Genomic DNA, 17,062 nt, shown 5'->3' with positions numbered 1-17,062 from the left:
CGGATCAATCCGGCGCGGCCAGGCGATAGCCGACGCCGGTCTCCGTCAGGATGTATCGCGGTTGGTCGGGCGTCGCCTCGATCTTCTGCCTGAGCTGGCGCACATAGACGCGCAGATACTGAACGTCGGTCAGCCCATCCCAGACATGCTCCAGCAGGAACCGGTGGGTCAGCACCTTGCCGGCATGCTGGACGAGAATGCGCAGGATGTCGTATTCCTTCGGCGATAGCTTCACGTCGCGGCCTGCCACCTTGACGATCCGCTTGACCAGATCGACCGACAGCTCACCGGTCTGGAAAACCGGCTTTTCGCCCTGCGCTTGCAGCCGGTGGCGTAGGGCCACGCGGATGCGCGCACCGAGTTCGCTCATCCCGAAAGGTTTCGTCACATAGTCGTCGGCGCCAAGTTCCAGCGCCTTGACGATGCCCGCCTCGTCAGTGCGGCTCGACAGGATGACGATCGGCAGCGTCATTCCCTCGCCGCGCCATTTAGCGAGCAGATCGTGGCCGGACATATCGGGAAGGCCGAGATCTAGAATGATAAGATCCGGCTTGTCGCTGACCGCCAGCTCCATGGCCACCTTCGCATTCATCGCCTCGCTGACGGCATAGGCCTGCGCGCTCAAGCCCACGCGCAACAGCTTGCGGATCGGCGGCTCGTCATCGACGATCAGGATACGTACGGCGTTTTCAGTCATTTTCGTCTCCCAAGATCGGCACGTCCATGGGAACCGGCATCCTGATGGTAAAGATCGCCCCAGAACGGTCGGACCGGTTATGCGCCCGGATCGTGCCGCCCATCGCTTCGACGAAACCGCGGCAGATGGCAAGCCCGAGCCCGGTACCCGCCCTTACCTGATCGCTTTTGCGCACCCGGTAGAAACTGTCGAAGATCCGCTCCAGGTCTTCTGGCGGCATGCCAGGCCCCTCGTCCATGACGGAGAGAAGGACGGCATTGCCATCCCTCTGCCCCCTTATGTCGATGACCGTGCCCTCCGGCGCATATTTGGCGGCGTTATCGATCAGATTGAACAGGACCTGCTCGAACAGCACTGGATCGACCTTCAGCATCGGCAGATCTGCCGGGATGCCAACCTCCACCGTGTGGCCCGATGCGATCTTCGCCGCCCGGCCAAGCGCCGTGCCCACCATGTCACCGGCGAAATGCAGGGCGTAGTTCGGCCGCATTGCGCCGGAACCGAGCCGCGTCATGTCGAGCAGGTTGACGATGAAGCGATTGAGCCGCTCGGACTCGTCGATGACGGTCGACAGAAGCTCCGCCCGCGTTTCTTCCTGCAATTGCGGTCCCAAATCCTTAAGCATGTCGGCCGAGCCCATGATCGCAGCAAGCGGTGTCTTCAGGTCATGGCTGATCGAGGTGAGAAGCGCAGTGCGCAGCCGGTCTGTTTCTGCCGCAAGCCTTGCCTTGTCGACATCCGACACCAGTTGCACCCGCTCGATTGCGAGAGCCGCCTGATCCGCCAGCGCATCGAACAGCCGCTGCTGTTCGGGCGTCAGAAGAGGCCCCTGACGATCGTTGTCGAGACCGATGACGCCGACCGCCTCACGACCGGTGCGAAGCGGCAGGTAGAGCCGTTTGGCGCCGGGCAGTGTGTCGGCTGCGCGGCCGGCGGGGCGATTGTGCTCCCAGGCCCATCTGGCGGCCGCGATATCGGCATCGACCAGCGTATCGTCCGGCGGATAGCCCGCTTTCACCGCGATCGTTCCACTCTCCGGCAAGAGGATGACAACCCTCACCTTCAACATTGAGGCGATCTGGAAGGCGGTAACCCACAGCACATCGTCCAGCGTGCCGGTGCTCGCAAGCTTCTTGGAGAAGAGATAGAGATCTTCCGTCGTACGCGCCCTTGCCCTGGCGGCAACCGCCTGCCGCTGAACCGCCGCCGTCAGGTTGGAGGCGACGAGCGCCACGCCGAGATAGAAGAGCAGCGCGATCACGCTTTCCGGATCGCGGATCGTGAATGTGTAGCGCGGTTCGAGAAAGAAGAAGTTGAAGGCGACGGCCCCGAGCAACGAAGCAAACAGCCCCGGCCCCAGCCCGCCCCGCACCGCCGAAGCAAGAACCGCCATCAGGAAGACCAGCGCAAGGTTGCGCACATCGAATGTCTGGTCGAGCGCAACGCCTGCAGCGATTGCCAGCGCAACGAAGACCGTGCTTTGCAGATAGTGTTTTACCCGGAAAGGTCTTGGCGCCTGCGCAACCTTCACACCGCGGTCTGCCTCACCATCCTTTTGATCACCGGAAATCACGTGGACGCTGATATGACCGGCATGCCGGATCAGGTCATGGGTGACGGAGGTTTGCCAGAACTGCCGCCAGCGCGGTTTTGCGGGCCTGCCGACAACGATATGGGTGAAATTGTTGGCATTGGCATAGGCAATGATTTCGCGTGACGGCGAAAGCCCCGGCAACGTGACAGCCTCGGCGCCAAGCTGCTGCGCCAGCCGCATGTTTGCCGCCAGCCGGTCCTTGTCCTCCTCCGAAAGCGCAGCATCCTGCGGCGTGTCGAGGTGCAATACTGCCCAGGGCGCCCTGAGCCTGTCGGCCTGCCTTCGGGCATAACGCACCAGGCTTGCACCATTGCGGCCGTGATCGAGGCAGACGAGCAGCCTGTCTCCCGCCGCCCACGGGCCGGAAATCGCATTCGCCTGCATGTGGTTGAGAAGTTGTTCGTCGACACGCTGGGCAGTACGCCGCAAAGCCAGTTCACGCAGCGCCGTCAGGTTACCCGGCGAAAAATAGTTCTCGATCGCCCGGCGCGCCGTCTTCGGCATATAGACCTTGCCGTCGTTGAGACGTTTGATCAGGTCGTCGGGGGTGATGTCGATGATCTCGACATCATCGGCCCGGTCGATGATCAGATCCGGCACCGTCTCGCGCACCCTGATGCGGGTGATCTGCGCCACGACATCATTGAGGCTCTCGACATGTTGGATATTGAGAGTCGAATAGACGTCGATGCCCTGCGCCAGCAGTTCCTGCACATCCATGTAACGTTTCGGATGGCGGCTGCCGCTGGCATTCGTATGCGCTAGTTCATCCACCAGAACGAGAGCCGGACGGCGGGCGAGGATGGCATCGAGATCCATCTCCTCGAGGCTCTGGCCGCGATAATCGATTTGTCGGCGGGCGATGATCTCGAACCCGTCGGTGAGGGCTTCGGTTTCCTTCCGTCCATGCGTCTCCACCACGCCGATGACGACATCGACACCATCGGCTTGCCGCGCCCTGCCGGACATCAGCATTTCATAGGTCTTGCCGACGCCGGGCGCGGCGCCGAGAAAGATCTTCAGCCGCCCACGCCCTTCCCGCTCCGCCCGCTGCAGGAGAGCATCCGGTGATGGTCTGTTTTCTGCGTCTCGGCCGTTCTCACGGGGGGCGTCGGGCATGAAATGCGGTCTCTCAGGATGGTGCTGCCCCTCACCCGGCCTCCGCTCCGCTCGGCCACCCTCTCCCCGCAAGCGGGGCGAGGAGGAACGGAGAGCTTGCGGCTTGGTCCTTCGCCCCGCTTGCGGGGAGAAGGTGCCGGCAGGCGGATGAGGGGCAAACGCCTGCATTCGTTACGTCTTAGAGCCATCCAGCGCCATGTTCAACGCCAGCACGTTGACCACCGGCTCGCCGAGGAAGCCCAGCTCTCGGACTTCGACATGCGCTTCGACCAGCGCCTTTACGCTCGCCTCGTCCATCTGGCGCGCCTTGGCCACACGCGCCACCTGGAAATAGGCGGCCTCCGGCGAGATATGCGGATCAAGGCCACTGCCAGAGGCGGTTACGAGATCAATGGGCACCTCGGCATTCGGGTTGGAAGCCTTGGCAGCCTCATAATCCGCCCTCACCCGGTCGATCAGTTTCTGGCTGGTCGGGCCGAGATTGGAGCCGGAGGACGAGGCAGCATTATAGCCGTCGCCTGCAGCCGAGGGGCGGCCGTGGAAATACTGATCGCCGGCAAAGCCTTGGCCGATCAGCGCCGAGCCGATCACCTGGCCGTCTCTCTCGATCAGGCTGCCATTCGCCTGCGCCGGAAAGATAGCCTGCGCCAAGCCCGTCATGGCGAAGGGATAGGCAAGGCCGGTAATGGCGGTGGTGGCCACGATCATGACGATGGCCGGGCGAAGTTGTTTCAACATGGTCGTATCTCCTTAAGCGAGGCCGAGCGTGGTGATCACCACGTCGATCGCCTTGATGCCGATGAACGGGACGACGATACCGCCGAGGCCGTAGATCAAAAGATTGCGGGACAGAAGCGCACCGGCGCCGACGGCGCGATAGGTGACGCCCTTCAAGGACAGCGGGATCAGAGCGATGATGATCAGCGCATTGAAGATGATCGCCGACAGGATGGCACTCTGTGGAGTGGCAAGGCCCATGACGTTCAACACGCCGAGCTGCGGATAAAACGCCAGGAACATCGCCGGGATGATGGCGAAATACTTGGCGATGTCGTTGGCGATCGAAAACGTCGTCAAGGCGCCGCGGGTCATCAGCAACTGCTTGCCGATTTCGACGATCTCGATCAGCTTCGTCGGGTCGCTGTCGAGGTCCACCATATTGCCGGCCTCGCGGGCTGCAACCGTGCCGGTATTCATGGCGACACCGACATCGGCCTGCGCCAGCGCCGGGGCATCGTTCGTGCCGTCGCCGCACATGGCGACCAGCTTGCCCTTGGCCTGCTCCTCACGAATGAGCGACAGCTTGTTCTCCGGCGTCGCCTGGGCGAGAAAATCATCGACGCCCGCTTCGGCAGCGATCGCCGCCGCCGTCATCGGGTTGTCGCCGGTAATCATCACCGTGCGGATGCCCATCTTGCGGAGTTCGGCAAAACGCTCACGAATGCCACCCTTGACGATATCCTTCAGGTGGATGACGCCGAGCAGCTTGCCGTCACGGGCAACGCCGAGCGGCGTGCCACCGGCCTTGGCGATCTCTTCCGCGATCGCCTGCAGCTCGCGCACGGTCTCCGACTGCGGGCTCGCAGCAATCGCCGTATTGCCGGCCACCGGCAACGTGCCACCATTGACATAGGCGAGCACCGCATCGACCGCGCCCTTGCGGATCTGGCTGCCGTCGAGATCGACGCCGCTCATCCGCGTCTGGGCGGTAAACGGAACGAACGTGGCCTTCAGGCCAGCCATATCGCGGCCGCGGATCGCGTATTTCTCCTTGGCAAGCACGACGATCGAACGGCCTTCAGGCGTCTCGTCGGCAAGCGAGGCAAGCTGCGCCGCATCGGCAAGTTCCTGTTCGGAAACGCCGCGCACCGGACGGAACTGGGTTGCCTGGCGGTTACCCAGCGTGATCGTGCCGGTCTTGTCGAGAAGCAGCGTATCGACGTCTCCGGCAGCTTCGACCGCACGACCGGACATGGCGAGCACGTTGAAGCGCACCAGACGGTCCATGCCGGCAATGCCGATGGCGGAAAGCAGCGCGCCTATGGTGGTCGGGATCAGCGTCACGAACAGCGCGACCAGCACGATGACCGGGATCGAGCCCCCCGCATAGGCCGCAAAGCTCGGGATCGTCGCGGTAGCCAGGACGAAGATCAGCGTCATGCCGGCAAGCAGGATATTGAGCGCGATCTCGTTCGGCGTCTTCTGCCGTTCGGCGCCTTCCACGAGCGAGATCATCCGGTCGATAAAGGTCGAACCGGCAGCAGCCGTGATCCGCACCCGGATGACGTCCGAGAGAACTTGCGTGCCGCCGGTGACGGCCGAACGGTCGCCGCCCGATTCACGGATGACCGGGGCGCTTTCGCCGGTAATCGCCGCCTCGTTGACGGAAGCAACGCCTTCGATCACCTCGCCATCTGAGGGGATGATATCGCCGGCCTCAACCAGCACGATATCGCCCACCTTGAGCGAGGTACCAGCGACTATTTTATAATCGCTGCCGTTGGCGCTGGTGACAAGCTTGGCCTGGGTTTCGGTCCGCGCCTTGCGCAGACTGTCCGCCTGCGCCTTGCCGCGACCTTCGGCGACCGCTTCGGCGAAGTTGGCAAACAGCACGGTGAACCAGAGCCAGAGGTTGAGCTGGAAGGAAAAACCGAGATTGTCGCCGCCGACGATAAGATCGCGCAGGAAGAGAACGGTCGTCAGGACCGACACCGTGGCCACGACGAACATGACCGGGTTCTTGGCGAGCGTGCGCGGATTGAGCTTGGTGAAAGCTGCGCCGATCGCGGGAATGAGAATGCGGCTATCGAGGATAGACGCGGATTTTGCCTGGCTCATGAAGAGGCTCCAGCTTTGATGAGGCGACCGATGGCCCTGATTAATCAGGGCCACACAGTCAGCCGTGTAGGATTTCGATGACGCAGACGATGGCGAGAATGCCCGCCATCATCGCGAGAATGGCATTGGAACCGCACCATCTCTGGCGCTCCCGGGAATTGCCCTGGACGTTCCCCTTGCCCCGCATCGACGAGGCAAGGTCTGATTGTCTGCGAAGGGCGTGACGAATGCTCATGTCGGATCTCCTTAGAACGTCTGTCCGGCGATCATCGCCAGATGCTCGACGATCGGGCCAAGTGCGAGTGCCGGGAAGAAAGTCAGGCCGCCGACGATCAGGATCGTGCCGACGAGAAGACCGACGAACAGGCCGCCATCGGTGGGAAATGTGCCGGCAGAGGCCGGAACCGTCTTCTTGCCGATCAGCGAGCCGGCAATCGCAAGTGCCGGGATGATGACCAGGAAACGCCCCATCAGCATCGCGATGCCGAGCGTCACGTTGTACCAGGGCGTGTTGCCGGTCAGCCCGCCGAAGGCCGAGCCGTTATTGGCCGCAGCCGACGTGTAGGCATAGAGGATTTCCGAGAACCCGTGCGGTCCACCGGTGCCTATCGAGGCGACGGCGGAGGGAAGCACGGTGGCGATCGCGGCAAAGACGAGCATGGCGAGCGGCAGGCACAGAACGGCAAGCAGCGCCATCTTCATCTCCTTCGCCTCGATCTTCTTGCCGAGATATTCCGGCGTGCGGCCGACCATCAGGCCGGCGACGAAGACGGCGACGATGATGAACATCATGATGCCGTAGAAACCGGCCCCCACACCGCCGACGACGACTTCGCCCAGCTGCATGTTGATGATCGGGATCAGCCCGCCAAGTGCGGTGAAAGAGCCATGCATGGCATTGACCGCACCGCAGGACGCAGCCGTGGTGATGACCGCGAACAGCGACGAAAGCACGACGCCGAAGCGGACTTCTTTGCCTTCCATGTTACCGCCCGACAGGCCCATTGCATGCATGATCGGGTTACCGGAAGCTTCAGCCCAATAGACGAAAACGACGCCAGCGAGGAACAGCACACCCATCGCGCCGAGGATCGCCCAGCCCTGACGCTGGTTGCCGACCATGCGGCCGAAGACATTGGTCAGCGCCGCGCCGATCGCAAAGATCGCCACCATCTGGATCAGGTTGGAGATCGCATCTGGATTTTCGAACGGATGCGCGGAATTGGCGTTGAAGAAACCGCCGCCATTGGTGCCGAGCATCTTGATGGCAAGCTGTGAGGCGACCGGGCCGAGCGCGATCGTCTGTTTCGCACCTTCCAGCGTCGTGGCTTCCACGTAAGCGCCAAAGGTCTGCGGCACGCCGAGAAAGACGAAGACCAGCGTCAGCAGAATGCAGAGCGGTAAAAGCAGGTAAAGCGTGGCGCGGGTCATATCGACCCAGAAATTGCCGACCGATTTGCCCGACGCGCGCGAGAACCCGCGGATCAGGGCAATCGCGATCGCGATGCCGGTCGCGGCCGACAGGAAATTCTGGACAGTCAGCCCCGCCATCTGGGTCAGATACGACATGGTGGCTTCGCCGCCATAGTTCTGCCAGTTGGTATTGGTGACGAAGCTGACGGCGGTGTCGAAGGAGAGTTCCGGCCCGACCGCGGCCATGCCGGCCGGGTTGAGCGGCAGCATATCCTGCAGGCGGAACAGGCCATAGAGAACCAGCACGCCGAGAAGATTGAACATCAGCATGGCGAAGGCGTAAGTCGTCCAGTGCTGCTCCTCACGCTCGCTGGTGCCGGCTAAGGCGTAAAGTCCCCGTTCAAGCGGAACGAGGACGGGGGAAAGAGGCGTACGCTCGCCGGAAAACACCCGCGTTATATAGGCGCCGAGCGGTTTGACGAGGAGAAGGACGATCCCGCAGAAGACGAGGATCTGAAGCCATCCGTTGAGGGTCATGGAGATAAACTTTCAGTTCCCGAAGGCTTGATCAGAAGCGTTCGGGGCGGATGAGAGCGTAGGTGAGATAGAGGGTGAGAAAGACGGTAACGGCACCGCCGAGCACATAGTCGAGTATCATCGCTCCCTCCTTCTAGAGCCTGTCGCAGGCGCGGGTGTAGGCGAAGCACAGGGCGAAGAAGACGATCGCCGTGCCGATTAAGATGAGGTCCAGCATGATCCGGGTTCCTTTGAACTGATCGAGACCAGACAAGCCGAATGGCGCCGTCCGGCAAGACGGCACCTCATGAGTGTCTGGCAGGGAGAGGATCTTTTGATCTCTCAGGGCCCGAATATGGCGCCGGAGCGCATAGGGGTTCGAGACGGACGGGAGAGCAAAGATATAGGAATTTTATAGGAATTTTCGAATGCGTCCGACGACTTGCCCCTCACCCTAACCCTCTCCCCGTAAACGGAGAGAGGGGACGTGCCCCATTGGCACGCTTGAGGAAAGCAGAGACGGCACGGCGGCGGTCCGGAGGACGGGACGGGGCAAGCGACCCGTCTCCGGTTGGTGCCGGTAGGCGGATGAGGGGCATCTGCGCGAAATGGCGCCTGCTCAGAACAGCGCCATCTCGAGCGCAAAGGCGACCCCGACAACAGCCAGCATCACCGCCATCATGCCAAGGATTGCATCCGAGCCACGCAATTGTCCGGAACAGATCAGGCGCTGCATATGGCCACGGGGGTAAACACATCCCCGCAGATACCGGAGCGGAAGAAACATGCCCTTACGCCCGGCCCGCAACACGGCTTGCCGCAGACAGCCGGCGCGGCTCGAAAGCCTCGCCCAGTGTCAGCGTCACATGCTCCGGCAGGCACCAGACGGCACCCGGGGTGTGGTCGCTTTCGAACATGGCGAAATGCACCGCCGAGGCGCGATCGGTGAAAAGCCCGCCGACCTTGCCCTGCGCGTCATTGACGATCCAGCGGCCACTCCTGTCACGACCGACAGTGAAACGGATGCCTGTCGCGGGAGGCTCCCGGTCGTTCATCGCAAACTTGCCCATATCATTCTCCTCAACCGACCATCACCGCGAGCGCCGCAATGGCGCAGAAACCGACGCTCAGGACGCCGATAAGGCGCAGGGCCATCGCAAGGCTCATGCCGGCAGCAGTGTCACCGGTGACAGGACGGGCCTGTGCCAGGCGGCGCTGTGCCTCGGCCTCGGTAAGGTGGAGAAGATTAATAACGCCCAGACGACCATACATGGGTCACTCCTTGTCGATCGAAGTTCCGCGCCAAAGGCTTACGGAACGGACATCGAATGCGATGCCTGATCGAAAGGTAGCGACTGCCTCATAGGCATTCGATTGGTGTGGAGACACCAAGAAATAGGGAAGTCATAAAGCCACCGCGACCGGATGGAACCGGCGCGGCGGGCAAATCGGAAGGCTCAGGCGTAGCGCGAGACTGCCAGATCGGTCGCGTCGATTTCCGGCTTCTTCCCGCTGACGATGGAGCTGATGACCTTGGCCGAGCCGCAGCTCATCGTCCAACCGAGCGTGCCATGCCCGGTATTGAGGAACAGGCCCTTCACCTTGGTCGCCCCGATCACCGGCGTGCCGTCCGGCGTCATCGGGCGCAGGCCGGACCAGAAATCGGCCTTGGAAACATCACCACCCGGGAAAAGATCGGCGACGGAATGTTCGAGCGTCGCGCGCCGTTTCTGGCCAAGATCGTTGGTATAACCCGAAATCTCCGCCATGCCGCCGACGCGGATACGGTCGCCAAGCCGGGTGATGGCGATCTTGTAGGTCTCGTCCATCACGGTGGATTCCGGCGCGCGCGAGGCATCAACGATTGGAATGGTCAGCGAATAACCCTTGACCGGATAGACCGGCAGCTTGATGCCGAACTGCTTGACCAGCATCGGCGAATAGCTGCCGAGCGCCACGACGACGGCATCACCACGCAGCGTCTCGCGATCGGTCACGACGCCCTTGATGGCGCCGCCCTCGACATCGAGCGCCTTGATATTGGTGCCGTAAAGGAATTTCACGCCCATTGCGGCGGCCTTCAGCGCCAGCGCATTGGTGAACTTGAAACAATCGCCCGTCTCGTCCTTCGGCGTCAGAAGGCCGCCGACGATCTTCTGTCGCACATGTTTCAGCGCCGGCTCGACGCGGATGCAGCCTTCCGGATCGAGCACTTCGTAGGGAACACCGTCCGCTGCCAGCGCCTTGACGTCCTTGGCCGATGCGTCGAGCTGCTGCTGGGTACGGAAGAGCTGAAGGGTGCCCTGCATGCGTTCGTCATAAGCGATGCCGGTTTCATCACGGACTTCGGCAAGCGAGATGCGCGCATAATCGGCGATCCGAAGCATGCGGCTCTTGTTGATTGCATACCGCTCGGACGTGCAGTTCATCAGCATCTGCGTCATCCAGGAGAGCATTGCCGCATCCATCTTCGGGCGCAGGATCAGCGGCGCATGCTGCATGAACAGCCATTTCATAGCCTTCAGCGGAATACCCGGTGCTGCCCACGGAGAGCAGTAACCGAAGGAAACCTCACCGGCATTGGCAAAGCTGGTTTCCAGCGCCGGACCTTCCTGCCGGTCGATGACCGTTACCTCATGACCGGCCTTTGCCAGCTGATAGGCGGATGTCACGCCGACAACGCCGGCTCCGAGAACGATGACTTTCATGGAATTCCCCGTTTTTTATCTGGTAAATGGCTAAAGATATTGGCGCTCGTAGCGCTGGCCGAGGCTGGTCAGCACCTCATAGGAAATCGTTCCGGCCGCTTGCGCAAGATCGTCCAGCGTCTGGTGCGGCCCGATCATCTCGACAAGACTGCCGAGCGTCAGCGCTTCTTCCGGCAGCGCGCTGATATCGACCGTCATGCTGTCCATCGAAACGCGGCCGACAATCGGCAGGCGGTGGTCGCCGAAATAGACCGCGCCCCGATCACTGAGGCTGCGCGGCAAACCGTCGGCGTAACCGGCTGCAATCGTCGCAAGCCGCATTTCGCGTGGTGCCACGAACGTAGCCCCGTAACCGACCTTTGTTCCGGCCGGTACGGTTCGCGTCTGAATCACCGCAATCTTCAGGCCGACGACGGGTTCCATAGGATTGGCCGCGGCCCCCATCGGATTGCCGCCATAAAGCGCAATGCCGGGACGCGCCATGTAGCCGTGATAGCTTTGCCCGAGAAAGATGCCGTTGGAGTTGGCAAAGCAGACTGGCAGGTCGGGAAATTCCTTGGCGATCCGCTGCATCTCCGCCAGCTGCTGATCGTTCTGCTCGCTCTCCACCTCATCGGCGGAAGCGAGATGGCTCATGATGAAGCGGATATCGACCAGCTCGTGATCGGCAAGTTCCGATTTCAGTTGTACCTGCTCGGCCGGCGAAAACCCCAGCCGCGACATGCCGGTGTCGAATTGCAGGGCGGCGGGCAGACGCTTGCCCAGCCCATGCGCGGCAGCCGACCAGCGCCGCAGCTGTTCGAGCGAGTTCAGCACCGGAACAACACCTGCTGCAGCACAGGCCAGCTCATTGCCCGGCTGCAGGCCATTGAGGACGTAAAGAACGGCGTTATCGGAAAGCACAGGCCTCACGGCTGCGACTTCCATAAAATGGGCAACGAAAAAGTCGCGGCAACCGGCCTTGTAAAGCGCTTCCGCAACCGGAGGGGCGCCGAGGCCGTAGGCGTCGGCCTTGACGACGGCAGCCGCTTTCGCCGGCGCAAGCACCTCGGCAAGTTTCAGATAATTGCGGCAGATCGCACCAAGATCGATCGTCAGATAACCGCAGGCCGCAGCAGCAATTCCCTGCGCCGCCGGCATGGTCATTCGCTCGTTCATTCACGCCCCTCTTTTTTAAGATGAGCATAATGAAATGATCGTTGAATTTCCTGCCGATCGATGGCAGGAAATTTCTCAAATGCAAATCTCTTGAAATTATCTTCGATATTTTGGAATAATATTCATGGCGACCATGGACCAGATCGACCGCAACCTTCTGCGCCTGCTGCGGCTCAATGCCCGCATGAGCAATGCGGCCCTAGCCGCGGAAGTGGGCCTGTCTCCCTCAGCTTGTCTTCGTCGCATCAGGCTGCTTGAGGAGGCCGGCGTCATTCGCGGATATACGGCGCTTGTCGATAACGACCAGAACGGCATCGCCGTCATCATCAACATCACGCTGGAAAGGCAGACGGAAGAGTATCTCAACCGCTTCGAGGCGGCCGTTCGCAAATATCCGGAAATACGGGAGTGTTTTCTGATGACCGGAGGCTCCGATTATCTTTTGCGCGTCGAAGTTGCCAATGCCGGAGAATTCGAGCGCATCCACAAGGAGATCCTGTCGGCACTTCCGGGCGTGCTGCGCATCCATTCAAGCTTTTCGATCCGCAACGTGCTGATGACGCGCAGCCGGAAAAGCCGGTAACCCCTACCCGAACGCGAAAACGCCGCCCGTGCAGGACACGGACGGCGTTTCGATTATCAACCTGATGGCGCTAGAAACGCCGGTTCGATCAGGGCTGCTTGCCGATATAGGCCAGGATACCACCGTCGACGTAAAGAACGTGACCGTTGACGAAGTCGGATGCCGAGGAAGCAAGGAACACGGCCGGTCCCTTCAGGTCCTGCGTCGTGCCCCAACGGTTTGCCGGCGTCTTGGCGAGGATGAAGGAGTTGAACGGATGACCCGGTTCGCGCAGCGGCGCGGTCTGCGGGGTTTCGATATAGCCCGGGCCGATACCGTTGCACTGAATGTTCTGCGAACCGTATTCAGAAGCGATGTTGCGCGTCAGCATCTTCAGGCCGCCCTTGGCAGCTGCGTAAGCCGAAACGGTCTCGCGGCCGAGTTCGCTCATCATCGAGCAGATGTTGATGATCTTGCCGCCACCGCGCTTGATCATACCCGGAATGACAGCCTTGGCGAGAATGAACGGAGCGGTCAGGTCGATGTCGATGACCTGACGGAAGTCCTTGACGTCCATTTCATGCATCGGAACGCGCTTGATGATGCCGGCATTGTTGACGAGAATATCGACTGAACCGAGGTCCTTTTCGATGTCGGCGATCATCTTCTGCACGCCCGGCTCATCGGTCACGTCGCAGATGTAGCCCTTGGCGTCGATGCCGGCAGCCTTGTAGGCTTCGAGGCCCTTGGCGAGGAAATCTTCGTTGATGTCGTTGAAGGCGATCGTGGCGCCGGCTTCAGCAAGCGCGCTGGCCAGTGCGAAACCGATACCGTAGGAAGCACCGGTAACCAGCGCGACCTTGCCCTTGAGCGAAAAGCTATCTGCGTAACTCAATATCTTAAATCCTTGCCTATATTGAAAGAAACCGGAGCGGCATATGATTGCCGCTCCGACGTAGACCGACTTAGCGCAGGTCGCTGATGGCGATGTGGTCCATGTCGTCGAAGGTCAGGTTTTCGCCGCACATTGCCCAGATGAACGTGTAGTTGGCAGTGCCGCAACCGGCGTGGATCGACCACGACGGCGAGATGACGGCCTGGTCGTTCTGCACGAGGATATGGCGGGTCTGATCGCCTTCACCCATCATGTGGAAGACGGCCTGATTTTCAGCAATGTTGAAGTAGTAGTAGATTTCCGAACGGCGCTCGTGGGTATGAGCTGGCATCGTGTTCCAGACATTGCCCGGATCGAGTTCGGTCAGGCCCATCGAAAGCTGGCAGGTTTCCAGAACGTCCGGATGGATGAACTGGTTGATGACGCGCTTGTTGGCCGTCGAATTGTCGCCAACCGGCTTCTTCTGGGCGTCGGCAATCGACAGGAAAGTCGTTTTGCAGACCTTATGGGCCGGAGCGGAGATCATGTAGAACTTGGCCGGGTTGGCCTTGTCCTTGCTCTTGAAGACAACCGACTTGTGGCCCTTGGTGACGTAGAGGCAATCCTTGAAGGCGAGATTGTAGACTTCGCCATCGACCTCGACAGAACCTTCGCCGCCAAGGTTGAAGATGCCGAGTTCGCGGCGTTCCAGCACGTAATTCGTGCCGAAATTCTTCATGCAATCGATGCCCTTGTCGAGCGGAACGGCTTCATTGACCGGCTTGCAGCCGAACACGACCATGCGATCGACGTGGCTGTAAGTGGCGACGATCTCGTCATCGGCGAAAACCTTTTCGATCAGGAATTCAGCGCGCGTTTCCTCGGTCGTATAGCGCTTGAAGTCCTTCTGGTTGGCCGAATAGCGGATGTCCATGATATTACTCCTCTAAGTATGATGGGATATGTACGGTGCAGGTCTATCAGGCCAGAAGCTTGATGACGACCTTGCGCACCTTACCGGGCGCCTCGGCGGCACAGCCGGGACGATGAATGTCGGTGGGATAGAACACGGCATATGCGCCGGCTCCGAGAAGAAGATCGGTTTCGTCGGTGACCTTGGAGTAGAACTTGACGTCCTTGCTCTCGAAGAGGTCTTCTTCGACCGTGTAATCGGCAGCAAGTGGTGCATAACCGATGATTTCGCGACCACTGAATACGAACTGGATGTCGATGTAGCGGGCGTGGGATTCTGGACGCTTCTCGGCCTTGGGGGCGGTGTCGTAGTCCTGGATCAGGGCGAAGATGGTATCGCCTTCGATATCGACACGTCCGGCAGGCAATGCAGCGATATCCGTTTCGGCCAGGAATTTGAGGCCTTTCTGGATGTTTGCCGGAAGAGTTGCGGCGTCGCGGTCGAGCGTGGCGAGATTGCTGAGATACATGACGTTATTCCTTAAATGAACTGGAAGGGGCCAGTGGCAAAGCACTGGCCCCGCTCAGAGCTTAATGGGCAACCTTTAGCTCGTCACCAGCCTCCGGCGCATCAGCCGCGACCGTTTCGACAACACCGCCGCGCTTCTTCATGTACTTGGCGTACATTCCGGTCAGGATCGGAACCAGGATAGCGGTAGTCAGGCATGCTGCGGCAACCAGCGAAGTGGCGGCGGCGGCGGCAGGCTTAAACTGCGGAGCCATTTCGGCGATGATCATCGGGTTGGCGACAGCAGCGCCGGCGGCCGACGAAGCTGCAAGACCGGCAGTACCATTACCGCCACCGATGAACTTGTCGGCAAGCATCAGCGGGATACCAGTGACGACGATGACGATGACGCCGAGCAGGATACCGCCAAGACCGGTCTGAGCGATGACGTGCAGGTCGATGCCGTTACCCAGAGCAAAACCGAAGAACGGGATCAGGGTGGTGACGCCGCCCTTGAAGAAGGCGCGCAGATCCTTATCGAGGTTGCCGAGGATGAAGCCGATCAGGAAGGGCAGGACTGCGCCGACGAACAGATGCGGTTCGAAGGTTGCAACACCTGCTGCACCGAGGATCAGCATCGAGACCAGCGGGCCCGATTCGATCGACATCAGGACGAAGGCGCCCGATTCTTCCTTGGTGCCGTATTGCTGCATGATCGCGGCGTAGAGACCACCGTTGGTCATATCCATTGCGGCGCAGATGGCCAGAGCCGAGAAGCCCATGAACAGGCCCGACTGCACGCCTTCGAGCGGCAGGAACTGAGCGGCGATGTAGGTGGCGCCCCAGGCAACGAGCGTCTTGACGACGACGAGGTTACCCGACTTGCGCAGAACCGTACCGGTTGCGCGAAGGTCGATAGAGGTACCCATGCAGAAGAACCAGACGGCCAGGATCGGCACGGTGCCGGCGATCAAACCATTGGTAAACGAACCGAAATAGCTACCGGCCCAGGGGAAGAAGGTCTTGCAAAGTGCGCCCAGGATGAGCGGCACGAGCATTAGTCCGCCGGGGACTTTATCAATTGCCTTTTTAATATTCATTTTTGTATTCCTCCTTAATAATGAGTTCGCTATTCCGCCGCGGTGATTAAATTGCCGCGGCTGGCGATCTCAGTTTTGAAGACGTCGGGTGTGGCGTCTTTCGGTATGATTGCACCATGGTGCTGTACGACCGCGCCTGCGACGACGTGGGCACGACGTGCTGCCTCCGCGGGTTCAATACCAAGGTTGCGGCCTAGAATATAGGTTGCTGAAAAACTGTCGCCGGCAGCAGTAGTGTCGACAACTTTCTCGACTTTGGTGGCTGGTACGGTTTCGACCTTACCGCCATGGATGAGCGTTGCAACGCCCGGCCCGTCCTTGATCACTACTTCCAGCTGCGGCATTTTTGCAAAATATTCAATGCCTGCTTCCATGGTCTGGGCAAGACCAAACACTTCGAGCTCCTCGATGGTGACGAGAACGCGGGTCGAAAATGCGATGACGCGTTCATAGGCCGCACGTGCATTTTCGATACCGCCCCAAAGCAGCGGACGATAGTTGCCATCGAAATCGACGGCGATGCCGGCACGTGCAAGTTCTTCCAGCCTCACGAGCAGACGCTCGCGGCTTTCCGGCTTCAACACGGCCAGACTGATGCCGGAGATGTAGACGCTCGTAAATCCTTCGAGTGCGGCAAGAAGTTCGTCGGAACCTGCCCCCTGGAAAGTTTCACGGGCGGCAGCCTCGCCGCGCCAGTAGAAGAAGCGACGCTCACCGGTTGGGTCCGTCTTGATAAAATAAAGACCGGGCCGCTGGCCTTTTCTGCGCAACACAAGATGATCGTCGACACCCTGGGAATTCCAGAACGCCGCCATGTCTTCGCTGAAAGGATCATCACCGATGGCGGTTATGTATGAGACGAATGATCCCAGACCCGCACCCAACCGTGCCATGTAGGCAGCAGTGTTGAAAGTATCACCTCCGAAAGCTTGCGTAATCGAGCCGTCCGGCTTGCGTTGCAATTCGACCATGCATTCGCCGATCGAAGCTACGCGTATTTCCAGTGGCATTTTGCCTCCCTTCCGCCCCCAAGGCGTGACGCTGTCCTGTAAAACTGGGGCGT

At 60.5% G+C, this 17,062-nt stretch carries 18 protein-coding genes; 1 reads left to right on the top strand and 17 read right to left on the bottom strand.

Features of this window, described 5'->3' with window-relative positions; genetic code table 11:
* Positions 1-4: 4 nt before the first annotated feature.
* From GGE33_RS00665 to alr, 12 genes are all read right to left on the bottom strand, one after another.
* Positions 5-697, bottom strand: a complete 693-nt coding sequence (locus GGE33_RS00665) for a response regulator transcription factor (RefSeq protein WP_183820861.1) — start codon at positions 695-697, stop codon at positions 5-7.
* A complete protein-coding gene (locus GGE33_RS00660) occupies positions 690-3,410 on the bottom strand; it encodes a sensor histidine kinase (protein WP_183820860.1) in 2,721 nt (906 codons plus the stop codon). The genes GGE33_RS00665 and GGE33_RS00660 overlap by 8 nt, the downstream gene beginning before the upstream one ends.
* Positions 3,411-3,581: 171 nt before the next feature.
* Positions 3,582-4,148: a potassium-transporting ATPase subunit KdpC gene (kdpC, locus tag GGE33_RS00655; RefSeq protein WP_183820859.1), complete on the bottom strand. Its 567-nt coding sequence runs from the start codon at positions 4,146-4,148 to the stop codon at positions 3,582-3,584.
* 12 nt (positions 4,149-4,160) lie between these two features.
* The gene (kdpB, locus tag GGE33_RS00650) at positions 4,161-6,248 is read right to left on the bottom strand and encodes a potassium-transporting ATPase subunit KdpB (protein ID WP_183820858.1); all 2,088 of its coding nucleotides are present in this window, start codon (positions 6,246-6,248) and stop codon (positions 4,161-4,163) included.
* A gap of 58 nt (positions 6,249-6,306) precedes the next feature.
* A complete protein-coding gene (locus tag GGE33_RS00645; RefSeq protein WP_183820857.1) occupies positions 6,307-6,483 on the bottom strand; it encodes a hypothetical protein in 177 nt (58 codons plus the stop codon).
* 11 nt (positions 6,484-6,494) lie between these two features.
* A complete protein-coding gene (gene kdpA / locus GGE33_RS00640) occupies positions 6,495-8,198 on the bottom strand; it encodes a potassium-transporting ATPase subunit KdpA (protein WP_183820856.1) in 1,704 nt (567 codons plus the stop codon).
* Positions 8,199-8,229: 31 nt separating this feature from the next.
* Positions 8,230-8,319, bottom strand: a complete 90-nt coding sequence (locus GGE33_RS00635; RefSeq protein WP_183820855.1) for a K(+)-transporting ATPase subunit F — start codon at positions 8,317-8,319, stop codon at positions 8,230-8,232.
* Between the two features lie 477 nt (positions 8,320-8,796).
* A complete protein-coding gene (locus tag GGE33_RS00630) occupies positions 8,797-8,964 on the bottom strand; it encodes a hypothetical protein (protein WP_183820854.1) in 168 nt (55 codons plus the stop codon).
* Between the two features lie 4 nt (positions 8,965-8,968).
* The gene (locus GGE33_RS00625) at positions 8,969-9,247 is read right to left on the bottom strand and encodes a hypothetical protein (RefSeq protein WP_183820853.1); all 279 of its coding nucleotides are present in this window, start codon (positions 9,245-9,247) and stop codon (positions 8,969-8,971) included.
* A gap of 10 nt (positions 9,248-9,257) precedes the next feature.
* Positions 9,258-9,449, bottom strand: a complete 192-nt coding sequence (locus GGE33_RS00620) for a hypothetical protein (protein ID WP_183820852.1) — start codon at positions 9,447-9,449, stop codon at positions 9,258-9,260.
* A gap of 185 nt (positions 9,450-9,634) precedes the next feature.
* On the bottom strand, positions 9,635-10,885 hold the full coding sequence (locus GGE33_RS00615) for a D-amino acid dehydrogenase (protein WP_183820851.1): 1,251 nt from the start codon (positions 10,883-10,885) through the stop codon (positions 9,635-9,637).
* A gap of 30 nt (positions 10,886-10,915) precedes the next feature.
* Positions 10,916-12,043, bottom strand: a complete 1,128-nt coding sequence (gene alr / locus GGE33_RS00610; RefSeq protein WP_183820850.1) for an alanine racemase — start codon at positions 12,041-12,043, stop codon at positions 10,916-10,918.
* A 124-nt stretch (positions 12,044-12,167) separates the two neighbouring features.
* Between alr and GGE33_RS00605 the strand changes: the two genes are divergently transcribed.
* Entirely contained in the window at positions 12,168-12,626 is a 459-nt protein-coding gene (locus GGE33_RS00605; protein ID WP_148143000.1) for an Lrp/AsnC family transcriptional regulator, read from the top strand.
* Positions 12,627-12,714: 88 nt separating this feature from the next.
* On the opposite strand, the gene GGE33_RS00600 is transcribed toward GGE33_RS00605, so the two are convergent.
* The 5 genes from GGE33_RS00600 to GGE33_RS00580 all read right to left on the bottom strand — a co-directional run bounded on the left by GGE33_RS00600 (position 12,715) and on the right by GGE33_RS00580 (position 17,009).
* A complete protein-coding gene (locus GGE33_RS00600; RefSeq protein WP_206823677.1) occupies positions 12,715-13,500 on the bottom strand; it encodes a gluconate 5-dehydrogenase in 786 nt (261 codons plus the stop codon).
* Positions 13,501-13,570: 70 nt separating this feature from the next.
* Entirely contained in the window at positions 13,571-14,413 is an 843-nt protein-coding gene (gene kduI / locus GGE33_RS00595) for a 5-dehydro-4-deoxy-D-glucuronate isomerase (RefSeq protein ID WP_148142998.1), read from the bottom strand.
* 46 nt (positions 14,414-14,459) lie between these two features.
* Positions 14,460-14,921: a NanQ anomerase/TabA/YiaL family protein gene (locus GGE33_RS00590; protein ID WP_183820849.1), complete on the bottom strand. Its 462-nt coding sequence runs from the start codon at positions 14,919-14,921 to the stop codon at positions 14,460-14,462.
* Between the two features lie 61 nt (positions 14,922-14,982).
* Positions 14,983-15,999 (bottom strand): 2-keto-3-deoxygluconate transporter, encoded by a 1,017-nt coding sequence (kdgT, locus tag GGE33_RS00585; RefSeq protein ID WP_148142996.1) that lies wholly within the window; start codon positions 15,997-15,999, stop codon positions 14,983-14,985.
* A 29-nt stretch (positions 16,000-16,028) separates the two neighbouring features.
* Positions 16,029-17,009 carry a sugar kinase gene (locus GGE33_RS00580; protein WP_183820848.1) on the bottom strand — a complete coding sequence of 327 codons (981 nt, stop codon included), beginning with the start codon at positions 17,007-17,009 and terminating at the stop codon, positions 16,029-16,031.
* Between the last annotated feature and the right edge of the window lie 53 nt (positions 17,010-17,062).

The sequence above is a fragment of the Aliirhizobium cellulosilyticum genome (genome assembly GCF_014198105.1).
Classification (GTDB): Bacteria; Pseudomonadota; Alphaproteobacteria; order Rhizobiales; family Rhizobiaceae; genus Neorhizobium; species Neorhizobium cellulosilyticum.
This window is presented reverse-complemented; position numbering and strand designations above follow the sequence as displayed.